At 67.6% G+C, this 25,835-nt stretch carries 23 protein-coding genes; 7 read left to right on the top strand and 16 right to left on the bottom strand.

Annotated features, from left to right (window positions below; translation table 11 throughout):
- Positions 1 to 87: 87 nt before the first annotated feature.
- The 10 genes from leuB to ACLSSQ_RS06225 all read right to left on the bottom strand — a co-directional run bounded on the left by leuB (position 88) and on the right by ACLSSQ_RS06225 (position 8,574).
- Entirely contained in the window at positions 88 to 1,152 is a 1,065-nt protein-coding gene (leuB, locus tag ACLSSQ_RS06270) for a 3-isopropylmalate dehydrogenase (protein ID WP_152088875.1), read from the bottom strand.
- Between the two features lie 143 nt (positions 1,153 to 1,295).
- Positions 1,296 to 1,934, bottom strand: a complete 639-nt coding sequence (gene leuD / locus ACLSSQ_RS06265; protein WP_109040228.1) for a 3-isopropylmalate dehydratase small subunit — start codon at positions 1,932 to 1,934, stop codon at positions 1,296 to 1,298.
- Positions 1,934 to 2,056: an entericidin A/B family lipoprotein gene (locus tag ACLSSQ_RS06260; protein ID WP_014238212.1), complete on the bottom strand. Its 123-nt coding sequence runs from the start codon at positions 2,054 to 2,056 to the stop codon at positions 1,934 to 1,936. The genes leuD and ACLSSQ_RS06260 overlap by 1 nt, the downstream gene beginning before the upstream one ends.
- 20 nt (positions 2,057 to 2,076) lie before the next feature.
- Positions 2,077 to 3,483 (bottom strand): 3-isopropylmalate dehydratase large subunit, encoded by a 1,407-nt coding sequence (gene leuC, locus ACLSSQ_RS06255; protein WP_416244081.1) that lies wholly within the window; start codon positions 3,481 to 3,483, stop codon positions 2,077 to 2,079.
- Positions 3,484 to 3,575: 92 nt separating this feature from the next.
- Positions 3,576 to 4,448, bottom strand: coding sequence for a M48 family metallopeptidase (locus tag ACLSSQ_RS06250; RefSeq protein WP_014238214.1), 873 nt, complete (start codon positions 4,446 to 4,448; stop codon positions 3,576 to 3,578).
- A gap of 30 nt (positions 4,449 to 4,478) precedes the next feature.
- Complete coding sequence (locus tag ACLSSQ_RS06245; RefSeq protein ID WP_205229940.1) at positions 4,479 to 5,645, bottom strand: MFS transporter; 1,167 nt, start codon at positions 5,643 to 5,645, stop codon at positions 4,479 to 4,481.
- Positions 5,646 to 5,712: 67 nt separating this feature from the next.
- Positions 5,713 to 6,819 carry a chorismate synthase gene (gene aroC / locus ACLSSQ_RS06240; protein WP_416244080.1) on the bottom strand — a complete coding sequence of 369 codons (1,107 nt, stop codon included), beginning with the start codon at positions 6,817 to 6,819 and terminating at the stop codon, positions 5,713 to 5,715.
- A 98-nt stretch (positions 6,820 to 6,917) separates the two neighbouring features.
- Entirely contained in the window at positions 6,918 to 7,571 is a 654-nt protein-coding gene (locus ACLSSQ_RS06235; RefSeq protein WP_416244079.1) for an RluA family pseudouridine synthase, read from the bottom strand.
- 80 nt (positions 7,572 to 7,651) lie between these two features.
- Positions 7,652 to 8,068 carry a DUF411 domain-containing protein gene (locus tag ACLSSQ_RS06230; protein ID WP_416244078.1) on the bottom strand — a complete coding sequence of 139 codons (417 nt, stop codon included), beginning with the start codon at positions 8,066 to 8,068 and terminating at the stop codon, positions 7,652 to 7,654.
- Positions 8,062 to 8,574, bottom strand: coding sequence for an ankyrin repeat domain-containing protein (locus ACLSSQ_RS06225; RefSeq protein WP_416244077.1), 513 nt, complete (start codon positions 8,572 to 8,574; stop codon positions 8,062 to 8,064). Before ACLSSQ_RS06225 ends, ACLSSQ_RS06230 begins: the two co-directional genes overlap by 7 nt.
- A gap of 262 nt (positions 8,575 to 8,836) precedes the next feature.
- Here ACLSSQ_RS06225 and cysK point away from each other — a divergent pair, with 262 nt between their 5' ends.
- Together cysK and ACLSSQ_RS06215 are read left to right on the top strand one after the other, a co-directional pair.
- The gene (gene cysK / locus ACLSSQ_RS06220; RefSeq protein WP_416244076.1) at positions 8,837 to 9,769 is read left to right on the top strand and encodes a cysteine synthase A; all 933 of its coding nucleotides are present in this window, start codon (positions 8,837 to 8,839) and stop codon (positions 9,767 to 9,769) included.
- A 68-nt stretch (positions 9,770 to 9,837) separates the two neighbouring features.
- Positions 9,838 to 10,374 (top strand): RBBP9/YdeN family alpha/beta hydrolase, encoded by a 537-nt coding sequence (locus tag ACLSSQ_RS06215; RefSeq protein WP_416244075.1) that lies wholly within the window; start codon positions 9,838 to 9,840, stop codon positions 10,372 to 10,374.
- A 10-nt stretch (positions 10,375 to 10,384) separates the two neighbouring features.
- Here ACLSSQ_RS06215 and ACLSSQ_RS06210 read toward each other — a convergent pair whose 3' ends face one another.
- Positions 10,385 to 10,867 (bottom strand): hypothetical protein, encoded by a 483-nt coding sequence (locus tag ACLSSQ_RS06210; protein WP_416244074.1) that lies wholly within the window; start codon positions 10,865 to 10,867, stop codon positions 10,385 to 10,387.
- A 241-nt stretch (positions 10,868 to 11,108) separates the two neighbouring features.
- Between ACLSSQ_RS06210 and gdhA the strand changes: the two genes are divergently transcribed.
- Positions 11,109 to 12,455 carry an NADP-specific glutamate dehydrogenase gene (gdhA, locus tag ACLSSQ_RS06205; RefSeq protein WP_416244073.1) on the top strand — a complete coding sequence of 449 codons (1,347 nt, stop codon included), beginning with the start codon at positions 11,109 to 11,111 and terminating at the stop codon, positions 12,453 to 12,455.
- A gap of 69 nt (positions 12,456 to 12,524) precedes the next feature.
- On the opposite strand, the gene ACLSSQ_RS06200 is transcribed toward gdhA, so the two are convergent.
- The 5 genes from ACLSSQ_RS06200 to fdxA all read right to left on the bottom strand — a co-directional run bounded on the left by ACLSSQ_RS06200 (position 12,525) and on the right by fdxA (position 21,587).
- Positions 12,525 to 14,192: a long-chain-fatty-acid--CoA ligase gene (locus tag ACLSSQ_RS06200; protein WP_152088866.1), complete on the bottom strand. Its 1,668-nt coding sequence runs from the start codon at positions 14,190 to 14,192 to the stop codon at positions 12,525 to 12,527.
- 330 nt (positions 14,193 to 14,522) lie between these two features.
- Positions 14,523 to 14,972, bottom strand: coding sequence for a CBS domain-containing protein (locus ACLSSQ_RS06195; protein WP_014238225.1), 450 nt, complete (start codon positions 14,970 to 14,972; stop codon positions 14,523 to 14,525).
- Positions 14,973 to 15,097: 125 nt separating this feature from the next.
- A complete protein-coding gene (locus ACLSSQ_RS06190; RefSeq protein ID WP_416244072.1) occupies positions 15,098 to 18,463 on the bottom strand; it encodes a UvrD-helicase domain-containing protein in 3,366 nt (1,121 codons plus the stop codon).
- Complete coding sequence (locus ACLSSQ_RS06185) at positions 18,456 to 21,248, bottom strand: PD-(D/E)XK nuclease family protein (RefSeq protein WP_416244071.1); 2,793 nt, start codon at positions 21,246 to 21,248, stop codon at positions 18,456 to 18,458. Before ACLSSQ_RS06185 ends, ACLSSQ_RS06190 begins: the two co-directional genes overlap by 8 nt.
- Before the next feature lie 15 nt (positions 21,249 to 21,263).
- The gene (gene fdxA / locus ACLSSQ_RS06180) at positions 21,264 to 21,587 is read right to left on the bottom strand and encodes a ferredoxin FdxA (protein WP_416244070.1); all 324 of its coding nucleotides are present in this window, start codon (positions 21,585 to 21,587) and stop codon (positions 21,264 to 21,266) included.
- Positions 21,588 to 21,817: 230 nt separating this feature from the next.
- On the opposite strand from fdxA, the gene trxA reads away from it, so the two are divergent.
- From trxA to ACLSSQ_RS06160, 4 genes are all read left to right on the top strand, one after another.
- On the top strand, positions 21,818 to 22,144 hold the full coding sequence (gene trxA, locus ACLSSQ_RS06175) for a thioredoxin TrxA (protein ID WP_014238229.1): 327 nt from the start codon (positions 21,818 to 21,820) through the stop codon (positions 22,142 to 22,144).
- A gap of 301 nt (positions 22,145 to 22,445) precedes the next feature.
- Complete coding sequence (rho, locus tag ACLSSQ_RS06170; RefSeq protein WP_014238230.1) at positions 22,446 to 23,708, top strand: transcription termination factor Rho; 1,263 nt, start codon at positions 22,446 to 22,448, stop codon at positions 23,706 to 23,708.
- A gap of 113 nt (positions 23,709 to 23,821) precedes the next feature.
- Positions 23,822 to 24,037, top strand: coding sequence for a 50S ribosomal protein L31 (gene rpmE / locus ACLSSQ_RS06165; RefSeq protein ID WP_014238231.1), 216 nt, complete (start codon positions 23,822 to 23,824; stop codon positions 24,035 to 24,037).
- Between the two features lie 102 nt (positions 24,038 to 24,139).
- Positions 24,140 to 25,783: a hypothetical protein gene (locus tag ACLSSQ_RS06160; RefSeq protein ID WP_416244069.1), complete on the top strand. Its 1,644-nt coding sequence runs from the start codon at positions 24,140 to 24,142 to the stop codon at positions 25,781 to 25,783.
- Positions 25,784 to 25,835: the final 52 nt, after the last annotated feature.

Genomic DNA, 25,835 nt, shown 5'->3' with positions numbered 1-25,835 from the left:
TTCCTTGGGTAAGAACTTAATGAATATGTAACGGTATCACAGGCGGCGAGGTTTACCACCCCGCCGCCGTCAAGGTTTTGCCTGGGATTACAGGGCTGCCAGGACGGCGTCGCCCATCTGCCTGGTGCCCACCTTGGTGGTGCCCGGCTCGTAGATGTCGCCGGTGCGGTAGCCCTGGGCCAGCACCTTCTTCACGGCGTTTTCCACCTTCACGGCAGCTTCTTCCATATTGAAGGTGTAGCGCAGCATCATGGCAGCGGAGAGGATGGTGGCCAGGGGATTGGCCACGCCCTTGCCGGCGATGTCCGGGGCGGAACCGTGGGAGGGCTCGTAGAGGCCCTTGTTGTTGGCGTCCAGGGAGGCGGAGGGCAGCATGCCGATGGAGCCGGTAAGCATGGAGGCTTCGTCGGAGAGGATGTCGCCGAACATGTTGCCGGTGACCATCACGTCGAACTGCTTGGGATTGCGCACCAGCTGCATGGCGGCGTTATCCACCAGCATGTGGGACAGTTCCACGTCCGGGTATTCGGGGGCCAGTTCGTTGGCGATGTCGCGCCACAGCTGGGTGGTTTCCAGCACGTTCATCTTGTCCACCGAGCACAGCTTCTTGTTGCGCTTGCGGGCGGCCTCGAAGGCCACGCGCAGGATGCGGCGGATTTCGGATTCGCTGTAGTGCATGGTGTTGAAGCCGAAGCGCTGCTTCTGGCCGTCGATCTCGCGCTCCTCGATGCCGCGGGGCTGGCCGAAGTAGATGTCGCCGGTCAGTTCGCGCACGATGAGGATGTCCAGGCCGGCCACCACCTCGGGCTTCAGGGTGGAGGCATTGGCCAGTTCCGGGTAGAGGATGGCGGGGCGCAGGTTGGCAAACAGGTTGAGTTGCTTGCGGATGCCCAGCAGGCCGCGCTCGGGGCGCTGTTCCCGGGGCAGGGTGTCCCACTGGGGACCACCCACGGCGCCCAGCAGCACGGCATCGGCGGCCTGGGCCAGTTTCTGGGTGGCTTCCGGATAAGGGTTGCCGGTGGCGTCCACGGCGCAGCCGCCGAGCAGGGCGGTTTCCATCTCGAAGCCCAGGTTCAGGGCTTCCAGCACACGCACGGCTTCCGCCATGATTTCGGGACCGATGCCGTCACCGGGGAGAACGCAAATTTTCATTTTGAGAACCTTAAAGGACTTGGCCACAGAGGGCACAGAGAACACAGAGGTTGAAACCTCGCGGTGCCACGGACACCTGCGTTAACAGGCCAAATCCGCTGCCTTTCTCTGTGAACTCTGTGTCCTCTGTGGCAAAAATTAGATCAGGAAAACAGCCAGGGCTGTTCGGCCCGGCGGCGCTCCTCGAAGGCCTTGATCTTGTCGGCATGGCGCAGGGTCAGGCCGATGTCGTCCCAGCCGTTGAGCAGGCATTCGCGACGGAAGGCATCCACTTCGAAGGGAATGGCGTGACCGTCGGGGCGCACCACCTTCTGCTGCTCCAGATCCACCACCAGCTTGAAGCCCGGGGTGTATTCGGTGAGGCCGAACAGGGCATCGATCTCGGCCTTGGGCAGGACGATGGGCAGGATGCCGTTCTTGAAGCAGTTGTTGAAGAAGATGTCGGCGAAGGATTCGGCGATGACCACGCGGAAGCCGTAGTCCAGCAGGGCCCAGGGGGCGTGCTCGCGGGAGGAGCCGCAGCCGAAGTTGCTGCGGGTCAGCAGCACGGAGGCGCCCTGGTAGCGTTGCTGGTTGAGCACGAAGTTCGGATTCAGGGGCCGCTTGGAATTGTCCATGCCCGGCTCGCCATGATCCATGTAGCGCCACTCGTCGAAGGCGTTGGGACCGAAGCCGGAACGCTTGATGGACTTGAGGAACTGCTTGGGGATGATGGCATCGGTATCGACGTTGTTACGGTCGAGGGGGGCCACCAGGCCGTCGAGTTTGGTGAATGCCTGCATTATTTGGTCGCCTTCTGGATGGCCTCGCCACCCTTTTCGATGTCCTGGCCGATACCGCGCACGGTGTTGCAGCCGGCGGACAGGAAAGCCAGGGCTGCGAGAATCAGGGTCAGTTTCTTCATGGCTCTAATCTCCTCGGTCTTCAGAGAATGTCACGCACGTCGGCGAAATGACCGGCGATGCCGGCGGCCGCGGCCATGGCCGGACTCACCAGGTGGGTACGGCCACCGGGGCCCTGACGGCCTTCGAAATTGCGGTTGGAGGTGGAGGCGCAGCGCTCGCCCGGCTCCAGCCGGTCGGCATTCATGGCCAGGCACATGGAGCAGCCCGGCTCGCGCCACTCGAAGCCGGCGGCAACGAAAATCTTGTCCAGGCCTTCGGCCTCGGCCTGGCGCTTGACCAGACCGGAGCCCGGCACCACCAGGGCCAGCTTGACGTTGGCAGCCTTCTGCCGGCCCCGCACCACGGCGGCGGCTTCGCGCAGGTCCTCGATGCGGGAATTGGTACAGGAACCGATGAAGACCTTGTCGATGGTGATCTTCTTGATTTCCAGATTGGGCGTCAGGCCCATGTACTGCAGGGCCCGCTCCATGCCTTCGCGCTTCACCGGATCGGCTTCCTTGGCCGGGTCCGGCACGGTGGCGCCGATGGGCACCACCATTTCGGGGGAGGTGCCCCAGGTCACCTGGGGCTGGATTTCCTCGGCCTTCAGATCGACGGTGCAGTCGAAGCAGGCGCCTTCGTCGGACTTCAGGGTGCGCCAGTAGGCCACCGCCTTGTCCCAGGTCTCGCCCTTGGGCGAGAAGGGGCGGTCCTTCAGGTAATTGATGGTGGTGTCGTCCACCGCCACGAAACCCATGCGGGCGCCGGCCTCGATGGCCATGTTGCACAGGGTCATGCGGCCTTCCATGGAGAGGCCGCGGATGGCGGAGCCGCCGAATTCGATGGCATAGCCGGTACCGCCGGCGGTGCCGATCTTGCCGATGATGGCCAGGGCCACGTCCTTGCCGGTGACGCCCTTGCCCAGCTTGCCCTCGACGCGGATCAGCATGGACTTGGACTTCTTCTGGATCAGGCACTGGGTCGCCATCACGTGCTCCACCTCGGAGGTGCCTATGCCGTGGGCCATGCAGGCGAAGGCGCCGTGGGTGGAGGTGTGGGAGTCGCCGCAGACCACGGTCATGCCGGGCAGGGTGGCGCCGTTTTCCGGGCCCACCACATGCACGATGCCCTGCCGCATGTCCTTGAAGGGCCAGTAGGCGAGTGCGCCCACTTCACGGATGTTGGCGTCCAGGGTTTCCACCTGCTGGCGGGAAATGGGGTCCTTGATGCCCTCTTCCCAGTGGTCCGTGGGGGTGTTGTGGTCGGCGGTGGCGACGATGGAGGAGACGCGCCAGGGCTTGCGGCCGGCCAGCTTCAGACCCTCGAAAGCCTGGGGGCTGGTCACTTCATGGACCAGGTGGCGGTCAATGTAAATCAGCGCAGTGCCATCGGCTTCTTCATGTACCACATGGTTCTGCCAGAGCTTGTCGTAGAGGGTTTGCGGCATTTTTGTTCCGGCCTTGGGAAAAGGGTGGAAATTTTATCGCAAAAAGGCGTTTTCAGGGCCACCCGGGGCCTGGGGGACTGGAAACCCCTGTCTCATTTCCGTCGTTTTGCCGGTTTCTCGGCGCCTTCCTTGGCGGCATCCTTCGCCGGCTCTCCCGCCTTTTCCCGCTCCGCTCCGGACGCGGCCTCCGGGGCCGCTTCGCTGCGGGGCACGTAGTAGCCCATGGCCTCGGGCAGCCACTGCTGGATCTGGCGGATGCGGGTGCTGTCCGCCGGGTGGGTGGAAAGGAACTCCGGCGGTTTGCCTTCCCGCTTGCTCTCCTCGGCCATGCGCTGCCACAGGGCCAGGGCCGCATGGGGGTCGTAGCCGGCCTTGGCCATGTAGATCAGGCCCATGCGGTCCGCCTCCGATTCCTGCAAGCGCGAATAGGGCAGCAGGTAGCCCACCGCCGCCCCGGCGCCGAGCAGGCCGGCGTACATATTGGCCTTGCGCGAGTCGCTGGCGGAAACCACCACCGCAGCCGTCAGCCCGGCCACCAGCATCTGCTGGCTCATACGCTCGCCACCATGGCGGGCAATGGCGTGGGCCACCTCGTGGCCGACCACCGCCGCCAGGCCCGCATCGTCCCGGGTCAGGGGCAGGATGCCCGTATAGACAGCCACCTTGCCGCCGGGCAGGCAGAAGGCATTGATGGCCTTATCGTTCTCCACCACCTTGAATTCCCACTGGTAGTTCTTGCCCGTGGCGGCGGCAATGCGCTTGCCCACCCGCTGCAACTGGGCATTGAGGGCCGGATCGTCGGAAATCTTTTCCTTTTTCAGAATGTCCTCGTAGGAACGCAACCCCATCCGCACCTCCTCCCCTTCGCCGAGCAACAGCAGCTGGCTGCGCCCGGTCAGGGGCACCGTCTGGCAGGCGGTAAAGAGGAGGACGGCGGAGGCAAGAAGCCAGGGACGCAGGTTCATGGCGCAATCAATCCGGAAGAAAGTGAATACTCAACGCACCGGGGCCGCCGGGGCTGACTCGTCCCGCACCCAGCCGGCCACCAGGACCAGGCCGCAGACGGCAAACAGGGCGCCGATGCCGAAGGTGGCGGCATTGCCCAGGCCATCCCAGGTCCAGCCGCTGACCAGGCCGCCGAGGAGGCCGCCGGCACCGAAGGAGAGACTGGAATAGAGGGCCTGCCCCCGGGCCTGGCAGCGCCCCGGAAACCAGCGGTTGATGGCGGCGATGGCCGCCGCATGGTAGGCGCCGAAGGTGAGGCCGTGCAACAGCTGGGCGCCGAGCAGGACCGGCAGGGAATCCACGCCCCAGCCGATGAGCAGGAAACGCAGCACGGCGGCGGCAAAGCTGGCCAGCAGCACCTGGCGCAGGGAGAAGCGGCGCAGCAGGCGGGCCATGAAAAAGAAGACGCCGATCTCGGCGATCACACCGAGAAACCACAGGCTACCCACCAGGGTCTTGCTGTAGCCGTGGTCGGCCAGGTAGATGGAATAGAACAGGTAGAGGGCGCCATGGGCCGCCGACATGAGGAAACAGGCCCCCAGCAGGGCCCGCACCCGGGGCTGGGCCAGGATGGTGGACACGGGCGGCGTCGCCACGTGCTGGGGCGGCGTCGGGCTCTCCGGCACCAGCAGGGCGAAGGCCAGGATGCCGCCCATGAGGGCGAAGGACATCCACAACACACTGGCCGGCGGCAGGTAATCGAGCAGGGCGCCGGTGGCCAGCACGGTGACGATGTAGCCGATGGAGCCCCAGATGCGCACCCGGCTGTAGCGGGCCGGTTCGGCGTGGAGATGGTCGAAGACCACGGTTTCCATGAGGGGCAGGGCCGCCGACCAGAAGAAGGCCAGCAGGGCCATGGCGCCGAGCAGGGGCACCAGGGTCTGGGCGAAGAAGAACAGGTTGAAGACCACCACGCTGACCCCGGCCGCCAGCCGCACCAGGGGAATGCGCACGTGCAGGTGGTCCGCCAGCCAGCCCCAGACGGCAGGGGAGCACAGGCGCATGAGGGCCATCTGGCTCAGGATCAGGCCGATTTCCCAGGAGGAAAGGCTCAAGGACTGGAGATATAGCCCGAAATAGGGCTGGAAGACGCCGACGAAGGCGAAATGGAAGAAGTAGTAGCCGGAGAGGCGCCAGTACGGCAGGGATGGGTGCATCCGGCGATTTTACCGGATGCACGGCCCCGGGCTCATGCCTTCGCCGCGGGGCCTGACAAGGGACCGATCAGCCGCGGCCGGGAGCGGCCGGCAGGCGGGGCGTGGCGCAGACCACATCGCCGCACTGGGCGCGGTGGCGCAGGGCATGGTCCATCAGTACCAGGGCCAGCATGGCCTCGGCGATGGGTGTGGCGCGGATGCCGACGCAGGGGTCGTGGCGGCCTTCGGTGGCCACTTCCACCGCATTGCCCTGCACATCCACCGAACGGCGCGGCTGGGCGATGGAAGAGGTGGGCTTGATGGCCATGTTCACCACGATGTCCTGGCCCGTGGAAATGCCGCCGAGGACGCCGCCGGCGTGGTTGGAGAGGAAACCCGCCGGAGTCATCTCGTCGCCGTGCTCGCTGCCCTTCTGGGCGATGCTGGCAAAACCGGCGCCGATCTCCACACCCTTGACGGCGTTGATGCCCATCATGGCGTAGGCGATTTCCGCATCCAGGCGGTCATAGACCGGCTCGCCCCAGCCCGGCGGCACACCGGTGGCGGTGACGGTGATCTTGGCGCCGACCGAATCCAGGGACTTGCGCAGGGCGTCCATGTAGGCCTCCAGCTCCGGCACGATGGCGGCGTTGGGGGCGAAGAAGGCATTGCCGTCGATGGCGGCGGCGTCCACGAAGGGAATCTCGATGGGGCCCAACTGGCTCATCCAGCCCTGGATGCTGATGCCGTAGCGCTGCTGCAGCCACTTGCGGGCGATGGCGCCAGCGGCCACGCGCACCGCGGTTTCCCGGGCGGAGGAACGACCGCCGCCGCGGTAGTCGCGGAAGCCGTACTTCTGGGTGTAGCCGTAATCGGCATGGCCGGGACGGAAGGTGCTGGCGATATTGCCGTAGTCCTTGCTGCGCTGGTCCTGGTTACGGATCAGGAGGCCGATGGGCGTGCCGGTGGTCTTGCCCTCGAAGACGCCGGAAAGAATCTCCACCGTATCCGGCTCCCGCCGCTGGGTGACGTGGCGGGAGGTGCCGGGCTTGCGCCGGTCCAGTTCGGCCTGGATGTCGGCCTCAGTCAGTTCCAGCCCGGGAGGGCAGCCATCGACGACGCAGCCGATGGCCGGGCCGTGGGATTCGCCGAAGGAAGTGACCGTGAACAGGGTGCCGAAAGTATTGCCGGACATGGGCGCAGAAACCTTGTGCTGGAAAGGTTTCGGAGTTTATCACAGGCCCGCCCGGCGCCCTCCCCGGCCAGGACGGCCGAGGCGTAAACAGGCCGATTTCAGAAGGGCGGCGGCGACTCGAAGCGGAGGGCCTCGTCGGTGATGGGATGGCGGAATTCGAGGCGGGAGGCGTGCAGCAGCAGACGTTCGGCCCGCGCCTGGGCCGGCCCGGCATAGAGCTCGTCCCCCAGGATGGGATGGCCGATGGCCGCCATGTGCACCCGCAGCTGGTGGGTGCGGCCGGTCACCGGCTCCAGTTCCACCCGGGAACAGTCCCCGGCGGCATCGGCGGCCAGGCGGCGGAAACGGGTCAGGGAAGGCTTGCCCTCCTGGAAATCCACTTTCTGCCGGGGCCGGTTGGGCCAGTCCACGATCAGGGGCAGATCCACCTCCCCCTCCTTTTCCTGCAGCACGCCGGCCACCACCGCCTGGTAGCGCTTGCTCACCTTGCGCTCGCGGAACATCTCGAACAGCTTCTTCTGCATGGCCGGCCCCCGGGCCAGCACCAGCAGGCCGGAAGTGTCCATGTCCAGCCGGTGGGCGATCATGGCGTCGGCAAAGACCGCCTGCACCCGGGACACCAGGCAGTCCGCCTTGTCCTCGCCGCGGCCGGGCACGGAAAGCAGGCCGGCCGGCTTGTTGACCACCACCAGGGCGCCGTCTTCGTAGAGCAGGTCGAGGCCTGCATCGGGGGGAGGCTGATAGGAAATCACGGAAGCTGCCAGGTCGCAAAAAAGGCGCAGCCTACCTCAAGAAGGCGCCGCCCGGCCACCGCCGGCCCGGGAACGGCGGCTCAGGGCGCCGCCGGGAAGGGGGCGGAACGGCCGCCCCAGAACATCAGCTCGGCCTGGCCGGCGGGCGCCGGCGTGCCGGCCCGGGCCAGACCCAGGGCCACGGGCTTTTCCTTGAGCAGCTGGCGGATCAGGGCCGGCGGCACCGGCCCCTCGATGATGTAGCCGCCGGTGCGGGCAGTGACGAAGGAGGCGAAATTCTCCGGCACCGCCAGCCAGCGGCGGGTGGAGGCCACGCTCACCACTTCGTTGCGGCGCACGGTAAAGCCGTTGGCGCGCAACTGGGCTTCCCATTCACCGCAGGGACGGCAGGCGGATTCGTGGAAAATCTCGATCACCGGCGCCCCTCCCTCCTGGGCATGCAGGGGCAGGGCCGGGGCCAGCAGGGCCAGGCACAGCAGCAGGCGGCGGTTCAGCATCCGGCTTTCCCCGGCTTGCAGCCCTTGAGCATCCACAGGGAAATGATGCCCACCGCCTCGTTGGCCATGGTCTTGCGGCCCATGCTGGTGACCGTGCGGCCGTTGCTGGTCACCGCATTGACGTCGGCGCCGGCCTGCAGCAGCAGGGTGGCGTTGGCCGACTTGTCGGCGTAGGCCGCCAGGTGCAGGGGCGTGGCGCCCTCCCCGTCCCGGGCATTGACGTCGGCGCCGGCGGCCAGCAGGGCTTTGACCACGCCGCTGTCCGGATTGGTGGCGGCCAGGTGCAGGGGGGTGGAGCCCATGTCGGTGCGGGCGTCCTTGAGGCTAGGCTGGCGCTTGAGCAGGGCCTGCATCTCGGCGGCCGTGCCCAGGCGGGCCACGTCGTGCACCGGCTGGTCCGGCGACAGGCTCTGGGCGTGGGCATGGGGCGCCAGGAAGACGGAAAGGAACAGGCTGAAGACGACGCCGATGCAAAGGCCGATCAGGGAGCGGAGGGCATAGGGCATGGCACGGTCTCCGGCGACGCAGGAGGGAAAAGCGGGGAACTGGCGTGGGCGCATGGTTTGAGCGGGGTCCGGGAATTTCGTTGGATGCAGCGTAGCATCTACCACCCCCTCGCGGCTTGTCTTTCACCTGCATCAAAACCCGGAGGCGCCGGGGCGGTCGAAATAACCAGACGTTATCTCTTTAGTCCCACCTGATCTTTGTTCGCCGGGCGCCATGGTTTAGATTGGCGCCATTCTCCGCATACCGCCCAAAGGAAATTCCATGAAAATCGCCAAGGATGTGACCCAGCTGGTGGGCAAGACCCCCCTGGTCCAACTCAACCGCGTCGCTGCCGGCATCGAGGGCACCGTGGCCCTGAAGCTGGAATATTTCAACCCGGCCCACAGCGTCAAGGACCGGATCGCCGTGGCCATGATCGACGCGGCCCAGGCCGCCGGCAAGATCAAGCCCGACACCATCGTCCTGGAACCCACCTCCGGCAACACCGGCATCGGCCTGGCCATGGTCTGTGCCGCCCGCGGCATCAAGGCCGCCTTCGTCATGCCCGAAACCATGAGCCGGGAGCGCAAGCTGCTGCTCAAGGCCTACGGCGCCGAGCTGATCCTCACCCCCGGCCCCGAAGGCATGGGCGGTGCCATCAAGAAGGCCCAGGAGCTGGCCGAGAGCGACTCCCGCTATTTCATTCCCCAGCAGTTCGAGAACCCGGCCAACCCGGAAGTGCATCGCAACACCACCGCTGAGGAAATCTGGGCCGACACCGACGGCCAGGTGGACATTTTCGTCGCCGGCGTCAGCACCGGTGGCACCGTCACCGGCGTCGGCGAAGTGCTGAAGGCCCGCAAACCCGGCGTCCAGGTCTTCGCCGTGGAGCCCGATGCCTCCCCGGTGCTCTCCGGCGGCGCCAAGGGCCCCCACCCCATCCAGGGCATCGGCGCCGGCTTCGTGCCCGCCGTGCTCAACACCCAGGTTTACGACGGCGTGGTGCGGGTCAAGAACGACGACGCCTTCGCCACCGCCCGCCGCCTGGCCACGGAAGAAGGCCTGCTGGTGGGCATTTCCTCCGGCGCCGCGGTGTGGGCCGCCCTGGAAATCGCCAGGAAACCGGAAAACAAGGGCAAGCTGACCGTGGTGGTGATCCCCTCCTTCGGCGAACGCTACCTGTCCACCGCCCTCTACCAGCACCTGGAAGTCTGACCCCGGATGCTCCCGAACGCCCCGGCCCGCCGGGGCGTTCGGCTGTCCGGGCACGGCAGGAAGCGCCCATGAGCAACGCCCATCCCGTCCTCATCGTGCCCGGCTTCGGCAACTCCGGGCCCGACCATTGGCAGAGCCGCTGGCAAGCTGCCGAGCCCCATTTCCGCCGGGTCGAGCAGCAATCCTGGGAGGCGCCCCATTACACAGACTGGCGCCACGCCCTGGAAGCGGCCGTGGCGGCGGCACCCAGCCCGCCCATCCTGGTGGCCCACAGCCTGGGCTGCCTGCTGGTGAGCCGCTGGGCGGAAGAAAGCCGCCTGCCGGTACAAGGCGCCCTGCTGGTGGCGCCCCCCGACCCCCAGGGGCCGGCCTTTCCGGCCGAGGCTAGGGGCTTCTCGCCCCTGGCCCGCAGCGCCCTGCCCTTTCCCAGCCTGGTGGTGGCCAGCCGGGACGATCCCTACGGCCACCTCATCTTCGCCGCCCAGTGCGCCGCCCTGTGGGGCAGCCGCTTCGTGGACGCAGGCTATTGCGGCCACATCAATGCCGACAGCGGCCTCGGCGACTGGCCCTGGGGCCGGGAACTGTTGCGCAGCCTCGAGGCCTGAAGCGCCCGTCTCAATGGGCCATGGGCTTCCAGCCCGGGTGATCGAAGTAGCGGCCGTAATCCTCCAGGGCGCCAAGCACCTTGGCGGCGCCGCGACGGGGATCGCCGCCCTTGCTCTTGCCGGCCATGGCCTCGATGCCGGCGCCCAGGTCGGCCAGCACCAGATGCAGCATGGCGTCGGCTTCCGGTGCCAGCTTGCAGGCGGCAACGATGCCGCCCACCTCCCGCTCCAGACCCGCCGCCAGCTTGGCGTAGCCGGCCCGGTTCAAGCGGTTGCCGTGGATTTCCGCCAGACGGGGCTCCATGGCAGCCTGGATGCGGCTCATGCCGTCCCGCAGGGGCGCATCGGTGGCCCACTTCTGGCCCTGGTTGAGCTGCAGGGTCGGCGTGGCGGCGCCGTGGTGGTGATGGCTGTGGTCCGCCGCCAGGCTGGATGACAGGGGCGCCGCCAGGGCCAGCAGGCAAAGGGCGGTCACGAGGGGTTTCTTGTTCATGTTGTCACTCCGGTTTCTCTAGGGGCCCCTATGCTCCCCATCCGGCCGGGGAAATAACATGATCCGTCTTAAAACGAGGCGGCGGCGGATGGTCGCAGCACTGGGAGGAAACGGCGGCTGCCTTGCCCCGACAGGGAAACCCCGGAGCCCTGCTGGCCAGGGGCATTCCAAGCTTTTGGCGTCTACGCGCACCAAATTGGTGCATAATCCCCGGCGTTTTTTCATCTTCCGAAAGCACGCCATGAACGACACCCTGGATTCCTTTCTTGCCCGCCTGCAGCTCCGGGACCCGCAACAGCCGGAGTTTCTCCAGGCCGTGAAGGAGGTCCTGGAAACCCTGTGGCCCTTCCTTCAGGAAAATCCCCGCTACCGCCGCCTGGGCCTGCTGGAACGCATCGTCGAGCCGGAACGGGCCATCATGTTCCGCGTGCCCTGGGTGGACGATACCGGCCAGGTCCAGGTCAATCGGGGCTACCGCATCCAGATGAGTTCGGCCATCGGCCCCTACAAGGGCGGCATCCGCTTTCACCCCTCGGTCAATCTCTCCATCCTCAAGTTCCTGGCCTTTGAGCAGGTGTTCAAGAACTCCCTCACCACCCTGCCCATGGGCGGCGGCAAGGGCGGCGCCGACTTCGACCCCAAGGGCAAGAGCGACCTGGAGGTGATGCGCTTCTGCCAGGCCTTCATGGCCGAACTGCACAAGCACATCGGCGCCGACATCGACGTACCGGCCGGCGACATCGGGGTCGGCGGCCGGGAGGTGGGCTACATGTTCGGCATGTACAAGAAGCTGGAAGGGGAGTTTTCCTCCGTCCTCACCGGCAAGGGCCTGGACTACGGCGGCAGCCTGATCCGCCCCGAAGCCACCGGCTACGGCACCATCTACTTCGTCGAGAACATGCTGGCCACCCGCAACATGGGCCTGGAAGGCCTGCGCGTCACCGTCTCCGGCTCCGGCAACGTGGCCCAGTTCGCCGCCCAGAAGGCCATGCGCCTGGGGGCCAAAGTCATCAGCGTTTCCGACTCCGGCGGCACCGTGCACGACCCGGACGGCATGACCGAAGAGAAGTGGTCGGCCCTGCACCACATCAAGGAAGTGCAGCGGGGCCGGGTCGAGGACTACGCCCGCCAGTTCGGCCTCACCTTCCTCCCGGGCCAGCGGCCCTGGTCCATTCCCTGCGACGTGGCCCTGCCCTGCGCCACCCAGAACGAGCTGGACGGCAACGACGCCCGCACCCTGCTGCAGAACGGCGTGCGCTGCGTCGCCGAGGGCGCCAACATGCCCTCCACCCTGGAAGCGGTCCATGCCTTCCTCGAGGCCGGCATCCTCTACGCCCCGGGCAAGGCCTCCAATGCAGGCGGGGTCGCCGTCTCCGGCCTGGAAATGAGCCAGAACGCCCTGCGCCTGTCCTGGACCCGGGACGAGGTGGACCAGCGCCTGAAGCAGATCATGCTCTCCATCCACGCCGCCTGCGTCGGCCACGGCAGCGGCCGGGGCCAGCGGGGCAGCATCAACTACGTGGCCGGCGCCAACATCGCCGGCTTCGTCAAGGTGGCCGACGCCATGCTGGCCCAGGGCGTGGTCTGATCCCGGCGCCATCGCCAAAGCAAAAGGCCCCGCATGCGGGGCCTTTTTCATGGGACCTGGCGCGGCGGATCAGGCCGCTTCCTTCAGGGCCCGGCGCAGGATCTTGCCCACGTTGGTCTTGGGCAGGTCGTCGCGGAACTCCACCAGATGGGGCACCTTGTAGCCGGTGAGGTTCTCCTTGCAGTGGGCGATGAGCTGCTCCTTGGTCACCGACTTGTCCTTGAGCACCACGAATATCTTCACCGCCTCGCCCGAATGCTCGCTCGGCACCCCCACCGCGGCCACTTCCATGACCGCCGGATGCATGGCCACCACGGCCTCCACCTCGTTGGGATACACATTGAAGCCAGACACCAGGATCATGTCCTTCTTGCGGTCCACGATGCGCACGAAGCCCTTCTCGTCCATGACGCCCACGTCGCCGGTGCGCAGGAAGCCGTCGGCGTAGAACACCGTGGCGGTTTCATCCGGGCGCAGCCAGTAACCCTTCATCACCTGGGGGCCGCGGATGCAGATTTCGCCGGCCTGGCCCACCGGCAGATCGTTGCCCAGGTCGTCCCGGATGACGATCTCGGTGGAGGAGATGGGCAGGCCGATGGCGCCGTTGAATTCGCCCAGGTCCAGGGGATTGATGGTGGCCGCCGGCGAGGTCTCGGTCAGGCCGTAGGCTTCGATCAGGGGCTTGCCGGTGACCTGGCGCCACTTCTGAGCCACGGACTTCTGCACCGCCATGCCGCCCCCCAGGGCCGCGCGCAGGGCCGAGAAATCCAGCTTGGCGAAGTCCGGGTTGTTGAGCAGGGCGTTGAACAGGGTGTTCACCCCGGTGATGACGGTGAACTTGTACTGGGCCAGTTCCTTGACGAAGCCCGGAATATCCCGGGGATTGGTGATCAGCACATTGGTGGCGCCGATCTTGAGGAAGGTCAGGCAGTTCGCCGTCAGGGAGAAGATGTGGTACAGCGGCAGGGCGGTGATGATCAGCTGCTGGTCCTTGTGCAGGAAAGGCTCGATCCAGGCGTGGGCCTGCTGCAGGTTGGCGATGATGTTGCGGTGGAGCAGCATGGCGCCCTTGGCCACGCCGGTGGTGCCGCCGGTGTATTGCAGATAGGCGATGTCCTCGTGGCCCACCTGCACCGGACGCAGGGTGGCACCCTTGCCCCGGGCCATGGCGGCCTTGAACTTGACGTGGCGCGGCAGCTTCCAGGCCGGCACCATCTTCTTCACGTGGCGCACCACCAGATTGACCACGGTGCCCTTGAGCGCGCCGAGCATGTCGCCGAGGGAGGTGACGATGACGTGCTTCAGGCCCGGCACCAGGGGCAGGGCCTGCTCCAGGGTGTGGGCGAAGTTCTCGACGATGACGATGGCTTCGGCGCCAGAATCCTTCAGCTGGTGTTCCAGTTCCCGGTGGGTATAGAGGGGGTTGCAGTTCACCACCACGTAGCCGGCCCGCAGGGCGCCGAACATGCACACCGGATACTGCAGCAGATTGGGCATCATCAGGGCGACGCGGGCGCCCTGGGGCAGCTTCAGCACGTCCTGCAGATAGGCGGCGAAGTCCCGGGAGAGCCGGTCCAGCTCGCCGTAGGTGATGCCCACGCCCATATTGATGTAGGCCACCCGGTCCCGGTACTGGGCACAGCTCTGCTCGAAAAGCTGGCCCAGGGACTTGAATTCGTTGACGTCGATAAACTCCGGCACGCCTTGCGGGTAACTCCGCAGCCAGATCTTTTCCATGGTTTGGTCTCCTCCTATGGCAGTGGCCAAGGGTCTTGTGGGTTTTCTTATTGACGGTTCAAACGACCGTTTGAAATCATTGTAACCCGAGTTTCACCCCCTTGGTAGTGGGACAGCCGGGGCCCGGGGGAAATCCCCTAGGCCCTGCCGATTCATCGCCTCACCCGGCCCCCGGCGGCCATCGCCAAGGCCCTGCCGCCAGCCCCGGCAAAGGCTCCTCGGGCTGCGCCCCGGAACACCTCCCGGGCTTTTCCCGGGCTGTAAACGCCGCTGCCCGCCGGACCTGGAAGGCGCGGCGGGCAGCTTGGCATGGGAGGCTACGGCGGCGGATCAGGCGGAGCCTTCCTCGTCCGGCCAGTTCTTGATGTAGTTCTTCAGCATCTTGTTCTCGAAGTTCTGTTCCTCGAGCACGGACTTGGCCACGTCGAGGAAGGAGAGCACGCCCATCAGGGTGGTGCCGTCCATCACCGGCACGTAGCGCTGGTGGTTTTCGATGAGCAGGTGGCGCAGCTCGTTGGTTTCCATATCGGGGCTGGCCGTGATGGGCGCGGAGAGCATCACGTCCTCGACCTTGACGCTGGCCAGGTTGCCCTTGTGCCGGTGCACCGCCTTCAGCACTTCGCGGAAGGTCAGCATGCCGACCATCTTGCCGCCGCCCATGACCACCAGGGAGCCCACGTCGTTTTCGGCCATGGCGGCCACGGCGTTGTCCAGGGTCTGCTGGGGCATGGCCGTGAACAGCACCGTTCCCTTGATCGCCAGAATATCCCGCACATGCATGTCTGTTCCCCTTGTCGCTTATGTTCGCTGTCGTCGCTGTCTCATTGTCTCCGGCACCTGGGGAGGGCCGGACCCGGATTAGTGATCGGATGTTAGTTCATCCCCTGCAATAGGGAAAGTGGCGTTTACCCCAAATCGGACAGCATTTCTTGCACCTCCAGCAGGGTGCCGTCGCCGAACACCAGGGCGGCGCGTACGGGCTTCTGCCAATAGAGGGGCGTCAGCAGTTCCCGGTACTCCGCCACCTGGCGGCGGTACTCGGCCAGGCGCTTGGTGTCGGCGCGGGAGCTCTTGTAATCCACCACCCACACCGCCTCCGGCGTTTCCACCAGACGATCGACCCGCTTCACCTGGCCTTCGGCGTTGCTGATCTCGGCCTCGTTGCGGGCCACCAGGGACGGGTCGAGCAGGAAGGCCAGCTCGGGCCGGGCCATCAGACGCCGGGCGGCAGCCTCGGCTTCCTGGCCGCCGGCTTCGCTGGCCGTGGCGCCGCCCACCTTGCGCCACCAGTCCGGCTCCAGGGCAAGGCCGGCGGTGAGGCGCTCGAGGCAGCCGTGGAGGAGGATGCCGAAGAGGGCGTCCTCCCCCGGCCCCAGGCGCCGCTCTCCCACGGGCTCCACCGCCAGGAACGGCGCAGGATGCCATTCTTCAGGCATACCAGGCGAAGACTGGCTTCCCGCCTGGCTTCCCGCCTGGCTTCCCGCCTGGCTCCCAGTCATGGCATCCAGACAAAGATCGCCGTAGGCCAGGGTGCCGGCCTCGTCCGCCGTCGCCCCCAGGGCAGCCAGGGCCCGGGCCAGGCGCTGGTAGGGACTGTTCTCGGGAGAGTCGCCCTTTTTCGGTGCGCTGCCGCTGGCGACGAACACCTGCTTGGCCCGGGTGACGGCGACGTAGAGCAGGTTCAGTTCCTCCCGCTCCGCCAGCTTCGCCTCGCCCTCGAACAGGGGCTCCCGGGCCGCCCCCCGGTCGGCCTTGATGCCGTAGAGGGAAAGATGCTCGGGCCGGGGCGCTTGCGGCGGCCAATCCACCAGCAGGCTCCAGGCGTCGGCGGGACCGCCGCCCTCGGCATTGGCGTCGAGCAGCCAGACGATGGGCGCTTCCAGGCCCTTGGCGGCGTGGATGGTGAGGATGCGCACCCGGCCCTGGCCGTCGTTGCTGTCACCTTCGACGATGCCCTCGTCCGGTGCCTCGTCCGCATCCGCATCGCGCAGGCGGGACAGCTCGTCGATGAAGCGGGGCAGGCTGGGGTAGCGGCCGCCGTCCAGGTCCAGGGCCAGTTGCAGCAGGGCCAGCAGATTGGCTTCCACCCCGGGCCAGAGGGCCGCCGGCACGGCTTCCCGGTAGCGGGCCAGCAGCTCGCCTTGGTGGAAGACCCGGTCCAGCAGGTCGTGGGCCGGCAGCACGTCGGCAGCCTTCAGCCAGCCGTCCAGCAGGGCGAAGGCCCGGGCCAGGCGCGGCCGCGCCTCGCCCCGGTTGCACAGGCCCATGAGGCGTTCCCACCAGGGGCCGGGGCCGGCGGCGGCCAGTTGCAGCAGGTCGTCGTCGCCCACGGCGAAGAGGGGCGTGCGCAGCACCTGGGCCAGGGCCAAGTCGGCGGAGGGCAGTACCAGGAATTCAAACAGGGCGGCGATGTCCCGGGCTTCCAGGGTCTGCAGCAGGCCGCCCCGGGAGGCCGCCAGATAGGGGATGCCGGCGGCCTTGAGGGCCCGCTCGTAGGCGGCCAGCTGGGTGCGCTTGCGCACCAGCAGCATGACGTCGCCCCAGCGGGCCGGGCGTTCGCCCTCCCCTTCCTTGACCCGCAGCGTGGCCATCAACTGCTGCAGGCGGGCCGCCAGGCGGGCCGCCTCCTCGTCCCGCCGCGGGTCCCTGGCTTCCGTCGCCGGGGTGGTGAGGGGATCGCGCAGGGCAGCGCCGGCGCCTTGCTCCTCCTCTTCCGCCAGGCTCACCAGGGGCAGCAGCTCCACCCGGCCCGGCAACTCACCGGCCAGGGAACTCTGGGGGCGGAAGCCGGTGAAGGCGGGCTCGACGCTGAAGAGGGCATTGACCACCTCCACCACCGACCGGGCGTTGCGCCGGGTGGCGTCCTGGGCCAGGCGGCGGGCGCCGAAGTTGTGTTCGAGGAAATCCGCCGCCGTGGCGAAAAGCCGGGGCTCGGCCTGGCGGAAACGGTAGATGGACTGTTTGGGGTCCCCCACCAGGAACAGGCAGGGGGCCTCGCCACCGTCGCCATGGGTGTAGGCATCGAGCCAGGCCAGGAGGATCTGCCATTGCAGGGGGTTGGTGTCCTGGAACTCGTCCAGCAGGATGTGCTTGTAGCGGGCGTCCAGGCGGGCCTGCAGGAAGGCGGCGTGGCCCTCGTCCTGCAGCAGTTGCAGCACCTGCCATTCCGCATCGACGAAGTCGATCAGGCGGCGGGCCTGCTTGTGCTTTTCCAGGCGCTCGAGGAAGGCGGCCCCCAGGCTGAGGCCGTGGCGGTTGAACTCGAGAATCTGCTCGGCCCGCAGTACTTCCCTGGTGGCCAGGAGAGACTGACCGAGACGCTGGTGCAGATCGAGAAAGCGGGCGGCGCCGTCGCTGCCGAAGCGCTTGTCGAGGGCGCCGGAAGGCTTGCGCGAGCGCAGGGTACCGCTCTGGGTCAGCAGCACGCTGCCGAGAATATCGAAGGCGGCCTCCGCCGCCAGCCCCGGCTGCAGGGCCCCGCGCAGGGTGGCGGCCAGGCCCTGGTCGGTCTTGGTCTCGCTCTGTTCGAGAAAGCCCAGGTAGGCGTGGTAGTCGGCCTCCCAACCCGGGGTGAAGAAGGCCTCCAGGCCTTCCCCCGGTTCGCCGACGCCGAGCAGCTGTTGCAGCCGCTCCAGGGCATGGGCGACGCCGTCTTCCTGGCCGCCGGTGTAGGCCAGCCATTCGGCGCGGCGGGCCACCAGGCGCATGAGCAGGCTGCGGGTACTGTCCAGGCCGGCGGTCTGCAGCAGGGCGGTGAAGTGGCCGGCCAGTTCGCCTTCAGGATCGGTCTGCAGTTCGGCGGCGAAGTTCTGCCACAGCTCTTCCAGCAGGCGGCCCGTGGATTCCACCAGGCTGCTGCCGGCCAGGCCGGAGACCAGGGGCGCGGCGGCGATGAGCTGGAGGAACCAGCCGTGGAAGGTATGCACGGAAAGGGGCGGCTGGGCATCCGCCACCCGCTCGTAGAGGCCCCGGGCCCGGCGCAGCAGGCCGGCGTCCGCCGTCATGCCGCGCTCGGCGAGGAAAACAGTGGCCTCGGCATCGGGCATGGCCGCCAGGTCCCGCAGCCAGCCCATGACCCGTTCCTCGATTTCCCGGGCCGCCTTGCGGGTGAAGGTGATGGCCAGGATGTCGCCGGGGGCGGCGCCCTCCAGCAGCAGACGCACGATGCGGGAAGCCAGCAGCCAGGTCTTGCCGCTGCCGGCGCAGGCCTCCACCACCACCGAGCGGCGCGGGTCCAGGGCGTCCAGCACCAGTTGGCGGGGATCAGTCATGGTGGGGCTCCCCCGGGGCACTGGCATTCACGCCGTCGTTCATTTCATCCACGTGTTCGTAGCGGCACAGGCCGGACATTTCGCAATAGGTACACAGGGCGGCGACGCCGTGGGCCGGCAGGGAGGCGCCGGCCCGCATGGCCTGCACCGTCCGCACCAGGCGCGCGGCCTGGGCCTGGGCGTCGGCCTGCAGGTCTTCGCTGGCGGAGAGGGCTTCCACCTTGTCGTCGTCCAGCACCACGTAGGCGGCCTCCTCCGCATCCTCGCCCACCAGGGCGGCGTAGGCGGCCAGTTGCAGGTCCTCTTCCAGGCCGGACTTGATGGCCTGGCGGCTGCGGGTCTTGTAGTCGAGCAGGGAATAGCCGTCGGGGCCGGTGTCGGTGCGGTCGATGCGGCCATGCAGTTCCACCTGGACGCCGTCAGCCAGGGGGAAGAGGCGGCTCTGCTTGGTCTCGGCGTCGTGCCAGTACCAGCCCTCGGCCTCCCGCTGGCGCTGCCAGGCGAGATAGGCGGCGAGGCGCTTTTCCCAGCGCAGGCGCCAGCCCAGGGCCAGGTAGTTGTCCGCCAGGGCCCGGGCGAAGACCTCCCGGGTGAGCGCCTGCAGGGCCGCCAGGGCTTCGGCCTCGGGCACCGGGGTCAGCACCGGGTATTGTTTATGGAAACGTTCCAGCACTTCGTGCACCAGCAGGCCGTAGTCCCGCTTTTCCATTTCCTCGCTGACCTCGTCCAGCTCGTTGAGGCGCAGCACGTGGCGGGCGAAGAAGCGGTAGGGGCAGCCCACCAGGGCGGTGTAGGCGCTGACCGAATACTTGAGGGGCACCGCCTCCGGCGCCAGCACCGGCGCCGGCCGCCGGGTGGGGCCGGGGCGCGCCGCGTCGCCTTCCGGCGGATCGGCCAGGGCGGCCACGGCGCCCTGCAGACTACTACCCCAGGCGAAGCGGTGCAGGGCGGCGAGGCGGTCCAGCTCCGGCGCCAGCAGCTGGGGTTCCCCGTCCCGTTCCTCCTGCCAGGTCACCGCCACCTGGGGCACGCTGGCCAGGAGCAGGGCCAGGTCGGCACGCAGGCGCTCCTGGGCCGCGGCCCGGGTGGGCAGGCCCAGTTCCTGGCGCACGCTCTGGTTGAAGAAGGCGGCAGCCGGCTCGGCGGGCTTGAGGCGCCCTGCATCGCCGCCCAGCAACACGGCGGCCTCGAAGGGCCGCAGGCGGGTGGCGGCCAGGTGGGTCATGAGCACCGGACTGTCGATGGAGAGGTCGCGGAAGACTTCGCTTTCCAGTTCCCGGTTGAGCCAGTCGCGGAAAACGTGGAAGGGGAAGCGGTCCCGGCTCTCCGCCAGTTCCTCCCGGCGCTGGGCCAGCAGGTCCAGGATCACCGCCCCGGCGGCGTCCTTGAGCAGGCGCTGGCGGGCGCCCAGGGCGTCCACCGCCTTTTCCAGGCGGGCGATCCAGTCGGGCAGGGTGGCATCGCGGCTGGCCAGCAGCTTGAGGGCCGCCTCCAGACGATCGAGCAGGGCCAGGGCCCGCTCCTGGGCGGCGGTGGGCTGATCCACGGCCTGCAGCACCCGGCGCATGCCGGCCAGGCCGGCCTTGACGCCGCCCCGGCGCACCGCCTGCTCCAGGGCGAAGACGGCGCCCTTGCGGGCGTTGTCCCGCAGGTCGTCGCAGAGGAAGGGGGACTTCAAGAGGTCCAGCACGTCCTTGTAATAGGCGGCGCCGGCCACGGTCTCCAGGAGGCCGTCGAGGACGGCGCCGGCCCGGGAGGTGGACAGTTTCCAGCCGGTCTCATCCGCCACCAGCACCTCGCGCCGCTCCAGCAGGGCCCGCACCCGGCGCGCCACCAGGCGGTCCTGGGCGATCAGGGCGATGCGCCGCTTGCCCTCCTGCAGCCATTGCAGCACCAGGGCGGCAGCGCCCCGGGCCTCCTGTTCCCGGCCCCGGGCGGCGAGTATCTGCAGGCGCTCGGCCAGGGGGCTGGCGGGCACCCGGGCCGGCAGGGCCTGGGCCCGTTCCAGCAGGGGCACCATCTCCTGAGCCGGATCGGGCAGGGGCCAGGCGGCGGCCAGGGTGCGCATCAGGGGCGCTTCATCCTGCTGCCGCGGCATGGGGTAGTAGAGGAACACCGGCTGACGCTCGGCGTAGCGCTGGTAGAAGGCCTTTTCCGCCGGCTTCAGGGCCGTTTCCGGCGGACCGTCCAGCACCGCCACCAGGGGCGCCGCGGCAGCCTCGGCGAGGCGGGCCAGTTGCAGGGCGTAGGCGCCGGGGGCGTCGGGCCGCCCCAGGCCGGCCAGGACCCGCCACAGTTCATGCACCACCCGGGCCTCGAAGGCCAGGGGCACGCTGTGGCGAATGGCGTAGGCCGCCTCCAGCTCGGCGACGAAGGCGGCTTCGTCCGCCGGCAGGGCCAGGGCATTCTCGGTGAGTTCGTCGAAGAGGGCCGCCATCTCCCCGGCCACGCCCCACAGGGCGCCTTCCTCGAACCAGCGGCGCTCGGCCAGGGCGGCCCGCAGCAGCAGCAGGCGCTCGCTCTCCGGCAGGGGGGCCGGCTGCAGCACCTGGGTCCCGGCCCAGCGGGCCAGGGTGTCGCACACCGGCAGCAGCAGGGGCTGGGCAGCCACCCTGCCCAGTTCCCGGCGCAGCAGGGAGGCCAGGGGCAGGCCTGGGACGCAGACGTGCAGGGACGCCAGGTTGAGGCCCAGGCCGCGCTCGGCCCCCAGGGCCAGGATGCCATGGGCCACGGCCGGCAGAAAACCGGGGCCGGCGGGCAGGGGCAGGATTTGCAGGGCGGACATCGAAGCGGACCCGGCTCAGCGTTGCAGCAGCTTGAGCTTGTCCGGCTTGCCGTTCCACTCGTCCGCATCCGCCGGCGCCGGCTGGCGCTGGGTGATGGCCGGCCACTGGCGGGCCAGCTCGGCGTTGAGTTCGATCATGTGCCGCTGTGCCACGGGCACGTCGTCCTCGGCGAAGATGGCCTCCGCCGGGCACTCGGCCACGCACAGGGAGCAGTCGATGCATTCCTGGGGGTCGATGGCGAGGAAGTTGGGCCCCTCGCGGAAGCAGTCTACGGGGCAGACATCGACGCAATCGGTGTACTTGCAGCGGATGCAGTTTTCAGTGACGACGTAGGCCATGGGAATCTCGAAATAATATCGGCATGCGGAATCGGGAATTGCCAGACGCAACCGGCCTTCGCCTGAAGTCGGGCCGTGGCGCCGGATTCCCGGGAGACGAAGTTTACGGCAACTTCCCATGCCCGTGGTTTTTCGTTAGGATAGGCCCGTTCCAACCTGTCCGCCCCTTCCGGCGCCGGACACATTTCCCCCAATCTCCAAAGACTTAGATTCCCAACGAGGCTTTTTCCATGAGCGAACACATCCATTACGTCACCGACGACAGCTTCGAGGCCGAAGTTCTTCAGTCCGAGCAACCCGTGCTGGTGGACTACTGGGCCGAATGGTGCGGTCCCTGCAAGATGATCGCCCCGATCCTGGACGAGGTGTCCACCGAATACGCCGGCAAGCTCAAGGTGGCCAAGCTGAACATCGACGACAACCAGAAGACCCCGGCCAAGTACGGCATCCGCGGCATCCCCACCCTGATGCTGTTCAAGGGCGGCAACGTCGAGGCCACCAAGGTCGGCGCCCTCTCCAAGTCCCAGCTCACCGCCTTTATTGACAGCAACCTGTAAAGTCTTTAGGCTGCCTGCCTGAAAGTTCCGGCCGCGCCGCACCAGGGCGCCTAGCGCATACGAACACTAAAAACCTGCGCGATTAAGGGTTGGACTTTCAGGCTGCAACACACCGGGTTCTCCGGGCCAAGAAGCACCGTCGCTCTCCCCCGCCCTGACCGTTTTCGTTTCAGCCCTGACCGGGTCCGGCCCGCACGCCGCACCTTCGATTCCCGACACTTTCTCTGTCTGCCTTCCACTGCCTGTCGTTTCAACGCGGCTTCCGTCCGCCCTTCCTGAAACTCGACACTCCCCCTACGCCATGCATCTATCCGAACTGAAAAACCTCCACGTCAGCCAATTGCTGGAAATGGCGACGACCAACGAAATCGAGGGCGCCAACCGGCTGCGCAAGCAGGAGTTGATCTTCGCCCTGCTCAAGAAGCATGCGAAGAAGGGCGAGAGCATCTTCGGCGACGGCGTTCTGGAAGTGTTGCCCGACGGCTTCGGTTTCCTGCGTTCCCCGGAAACCTCCTACCTGGCCAGTACCGACGACATCTACGTCTCCCCCTCCCAGATCCGCCGGTTCAACCTGCATACCGGCGACACCATCGAGGGCGAGATCCGCACCCCCAAGGACGGAGAACGCTACTTCGCCCTGGTCAAGGTGGACAAGATCAACTACGAGTCCCCGGAAGCGTGCAAGAGCAAGATTCTCTTCGAGAACCTGACGCCCCTGCACCCCTCCTCCCACCTGCACCTGGAACGGCCGATCCGCGCCGAGGAGAACACCACCTCCCGCGTCATCGACATGATCGCCCCCATCGGCAAGGGCCAGCGCGGCCTGCTGGTGGCCCCGCCCAAGTCCGGCAAGACCGTGATGCTGCAGCACATCGCCCACGCCATCACCGCCAACCATCCGGACGTGCAGCTGATCGTCCTGCTCATCGACGAGCGTCCCGAAGAAGTGACGGAAATGCAGCGCACCGTGCGCGGCGAAGTGGTGGCCTCCACCTTCGACGAACCGGCCACCCGCCACGTCATCGTCGCCGAAATGGTCATCGAGAAGGCCAAGCGCCTGGTGGAACACAAGAAGGATGTGGTCATCCTGCTCGACTCCATCACCCGCCTGGCCCGCGCCTACAACACCGTGCAGCCTGCCTCCGGCAAGGTGCTGACCGGCGGTGTGGACGCCAACGCCCTGCAGAAGCCCAAGCGCTTCTTCGGCGCTGCCCGCAACATCGAGGAAGGCGGCTCCCTCACCATCATCGCCACCGCCCTGGTGGAAACCGGCTCCCGCATGGACGACGTGATCTACGAAGAGTTCAAGGGCACCGGCAACATGGAAATCCACCTGGATCGCCGCATGGCCGAGAAGCGCATCTACCCGGCCATCAACGTGAACCGCTCCGGCACCCGTCGCGAGGAACTGCTGCTGAAGCCCGACGTGCTGCAGAAGATGTGGGTGCTGCGCAAGCTGCTGTACAACATGGACGACCTGGAAGCGATGGAATTCCTGCTGGACAAGGTCAAGGCCACCAAGGCCAACGCCGAGTTCTTCGACGCCATGCGCAGCGGCCGCTGAGGCCCGGCGGCGCCCCGACAAAACATTTGCAACTACTGGAAAGTTCAGGGATAATCCCGCGTTTTCCAGGGGCCGGTCACAACCGCCGGCCAAGAGACTCGAAAGGACACACCATGAAGCCCGGTATCCACCCCGAATACAACGACATCCAGGTCACCTGCTCCTGCGGCGCCACCTTCACCACCAAGTCCACCATGGGCAAGCCCCTGAACGTGGAAGTGTGCTCCTCCTGCCACCCGTTCTACACCGGCAAGCAGAAGATCATGGACACCGCCGGCCGCGTTGAAAAGTTCAACCAGAAGTTCGGCAACCTGCGCAAGTCCGCCTAAGCTTCTGCGGACGATCCGGCGCCTGGCGCCGCGCAATGAAAAAGGCAGCCACGGGCTGCCTTTTTTGCTTTGACCGCCCTTACCTCCAGTCACCTATCGGCCATGATCGACCGCCACTTCCCCGGCCCCGCCACGCGCTACCCCGTCCCTTTCCGGGGACTGCCCCTGCTCCTGCTGCTCGCCCTGTTCCTGCTGCCGGGACTGGTGGGCCACGATCCGTGGAAGGCCGAGGACGCCACCCACCTGGGCATCGTCTGGCGCCTGCTGCAGGGCGACGGCGGCCTGGTCCTGCAACTGGGGCGGGATGCCTGGCCCGACGCCATGCCGCTCTACTACTGGACCGCTGCCCTGGCCGCCAAGGCCTTCGCCTGGCTGCTGCCCTGGTTCGACGGCGCGCGCCTGGCCACCGCCCTCTATGCCGCCCTGAGCCTGGGTTTCCTCGCCCTGGCCAGCCGGGAGCTGCATGGCCGCGACGAAAGCGCCTCCGCCCCCCTGCTGCTGGCCGGCTGCATCGGCCTGCTGGTGCATAGCCACGAAGCCCAGCCGGCCATCGCCTTCCTCGCCGCCCAGGCCGCCACCCTGGCCGGCCTGACCCTGCTGCGGCGCCACCCCTGGAGCGGCGCCCTGGTCTTCGGCGGCGGCGCCCTGACAGCCTTCCTCGCCGCCGGCCTGGCCGCCCTGCCCGGCCTGCTGCTGCCCCTGGTGCTGCTGCCCTGGCTGGCGCCGCGCAAAACCCTGGTCGCCCCCCTGTTGCTGCTGTCCCTGGCCCTGGCCGCCATCGGCCCCCTGCTATGGTCCGTGCTGCTGACCCCGGCCCAGGCCGGCGTCTGGTGGAACGGGGAACTGGCCCAGCTGCGCAGCCTGGAAGCCGGCTGGCGCAACGCCCTGGTCCTGCTCAACATGCTGCCCTGGTACGCCTGGCCGGCCCTGCCCCTGGCCCTGTGGACCCTGTGGGCCCGGCGCCGGGAATGGCTGACCGCGACGCCCGCCCCGGCCCTGCTGCTGCCCCTGGCAGCCTTTCTCGCCAGTTTCCTCACCGTGGTCAGCACCGTGGATGCCAAGAGCGTAGCCGCCCTGCCCCTGCTGGCACCCCTGGCCCTGCTCGGCGCCGGCGGCATCAAGACCCTGCGCCGGGGCGCCACCAATCTTTTCGACTGGTTCGGCATGATGACCTTCACCGTGGCCGCCGCCCTCATCTGGCTGGGCTGGAGCGCCATGGTCTTCGGCCTGCCGCCCAAGATCGCCCGCAATTTCGTCAAGCTGGCGCCGGGCTTCGAAGGCAGCTTCGCCCTGTTCCCCGTGCTCTTTGCCCTGGCCCTCAGCGCCGCCTGGTTCTGGCTCATTTTCTCCTCGCCCCGTTCGCCCTACCGGGGCCTGACCCACTGGACCGCCGGCGTCACCCTGCTGTGGGGGCTGGTGGCCGCCCTGTGGTTCCCCTGGGTGGACTACGGCAAGAGCTACCGCCCGGTGGTGGCCGGCCTGACCCAGGCCCTGCCGGCCAAACACGGCTGCGTCGCGGTGCGGGGCGAACTGTCGCCGGCCCTGAAGGCTTCCCTCGACATCTTCGGCGACCTGCGCCCCCTGCCCCTGACCAGCAGCGACGGCAAGCGCTGCGACTGGATGCTGGCCCTGGTGCCGGTGAAGAGCAGCGGCACCGCCGGCACCGGCTGGGAACGGGTCTGGGAAGGCGCCCGTCCCGGCGACAAGACGGAAAGGCTGCGTCTGTACCAGCGCCGCGCCGGCTGAGGCTGCCGCAAGGATCGCCTTTTTCCGGACAAGAAAAAGCCCGGGCCCCTGC

Source organism: Azospira sp. APE16 (genome assembly GCF_047901315.1).
In the GTDB taxonomy this organism is placed as follows: domain Bacteria; phylum Pseudomonadota; class Gammaproteobacteria; order Burkholderiales; family Rhodocyclaceae; genus Azospira; species Azospira oryzae.
This window is presented reverse-complemented; position numbering and strand designations above follow the sequence as displayed.

Excerpts from the sequence above, each read along its gene's own strand:
- cysK (WP_416244076.1), top strand. The coding sequence starts at position 8,837 with ATGAAAATCGCCAAGGATGTGACCCAGCTGGTGGGCAAGACCCCCCTG.
- rpmE (WP_014238231.1), top strand. The coding sequence starts at position 23,822 with ATGAAGCCCGGTATCCACCCCGAATACAACGACATCCAGGTCACCTGC.
- rho (WP_014238230.1), top strand. The coding sequence starts at position 22,446 with ATGCATCTATCCGAACTGAAAAACCTCCACGTCAGCCAATTGCTGGAA.
- leuB (WP_152088875.1), bottom strand. The coding sequence starts at position 1,152 with ATGAAAATTTGCGTTCTCCCCGGTGACGGCATCGGTCCCGAAATCATG.
- trxA (WP_014238229.1), top strand. The coding sequence starts at position 21,818 with ATGAGCGAACACATCCATTACGTCACCGACGACAGCTTCGAGGCCGAA.
- leuD (WP_109040228.1), bottom strand. The coding sequence starts at position 1,934 with ATGCAGGCATTCACCAAACTCGACGGCCTGGTGGCCCCCCTCGACCGT.
- ACLSSQ_RS06250 (WP_014238214.1), bottom strand. The coding sequence starts at position 4,448 with ATGAACCTGCGTCCCTGGCTTCTTGCCTCCGCCGTCCTCCTCTTTACC.
- ACLSSQ_RS06200 (WP_152088866.1), bottom strand. The coding sequence starts at position 14,192 with ATGGAAAAGATCTGGCTGCGGAGTTACCCGCAAGGCGTGCCGGAGTTT.
- ACLSSQ_RS06190 (WP_416244072.1), bottom strand. The coding sequence starts at position 18,463 with ATGACTGATCCCCGCCAACTGGTGCTGGACGCCCTGGACCCGCGCCGC.
- aroC (WP_416244080.1), bottom strand. The coding sequence starts at position 6,819 with ATGTCCGGCAATACTTTCGGCACCCTGTTCACGGTCACTTCCTTCGGC.
- gdhA (WP_416244073.1), top strand. The coding sequence starts at position 11,109 with ATGAACGACACCCTGGATTCCTTTCTTGCCCGCCTGCAGCTCCGGGAC.
- ACLSSQ_RS06195 (WP_014238225.1), bottom strand. The coding sequence starts at position 14,972 with ATGCATGTGCGGGATATTCTGGCGATCAAGGGAACGGTGCTGTTCACG.
- leuC (WP_416244081.1), bottom strand. The coding sequence starts at position 3,483 with ATGCCGCAAACCCTCTACGACAAGCTCTGGCAGAACCATGTGGTACAT.
- ACLSSQ_RS06215 (WP_416244075.1), top strand. The coding sequence starts at position 9,838 with ATGAGCAACGCCCATCCCGTCCTCATCGTGCCCGGCTTCGGCAACTCC.
- ACLSSQ_RS06160 (WP_416244069.1), top strand. The coding sequence starts at position 24,140 with ATGATCGACCGCCACTTCCCCGGCCCCGCCACGCGCTACCCCGTCCCT.
- ACLSSQ_RS06210 (WP_416244074.1), bottom strand. The coding sequence starts at position 10,867 with ATGAACAAGAAACCCCTCGTGACCGCCCTTTGCCTGCTGGCCCTGGCG.
- fdxA (WP_416244070.1), bottom strand. The coding sequence starts at position 21,587 with ATGGCCTACGTCGTCACTGAAAACTGCATCCGCTGCAAGTACACCGAT.
- ACLSSQ_RS06185 (WP_416244071.1), bottom strand. The coding sequence starts at position 21,248 with ATGTCCGCCCTGCAAATCCTGCCCCTGCCCGCCGGCCCCGGTTTTCTG.
- ACLSSQ_RS06260 (WP_014238212.1), bottom strand. The coding sequence starts at position 2,056 with ATGAAGAAACTGACCCTGATTCTCGCAGCCCTGGCTTTCCTGTCCGCC.
- ACLSSQ_RS06245 (WP_205229940.1), bottom strand. The coding sequence starts at position 5,645 with ATGCACCCATCCCTGCCGTACTGGCGCCTCTCCGGCTACTACTTCTTC.
- ACLSSQ_RS06230 (WP_416244078.1), bottom strand. The coding sequence starts at position 8,068 with ATGCTGAACCGCCGCCTGCTGCTGTGCCTGGCCCTGCTGGCCCCGGCC.
- ACLSSQ_RS06225 (WP_416244077.1), bottom strand. The coding sequence starts at position 8,574 with ATGCCCTATGCCCTCCGCTCCCTGATCGGCCTTTGCATCGGCGTCGTC.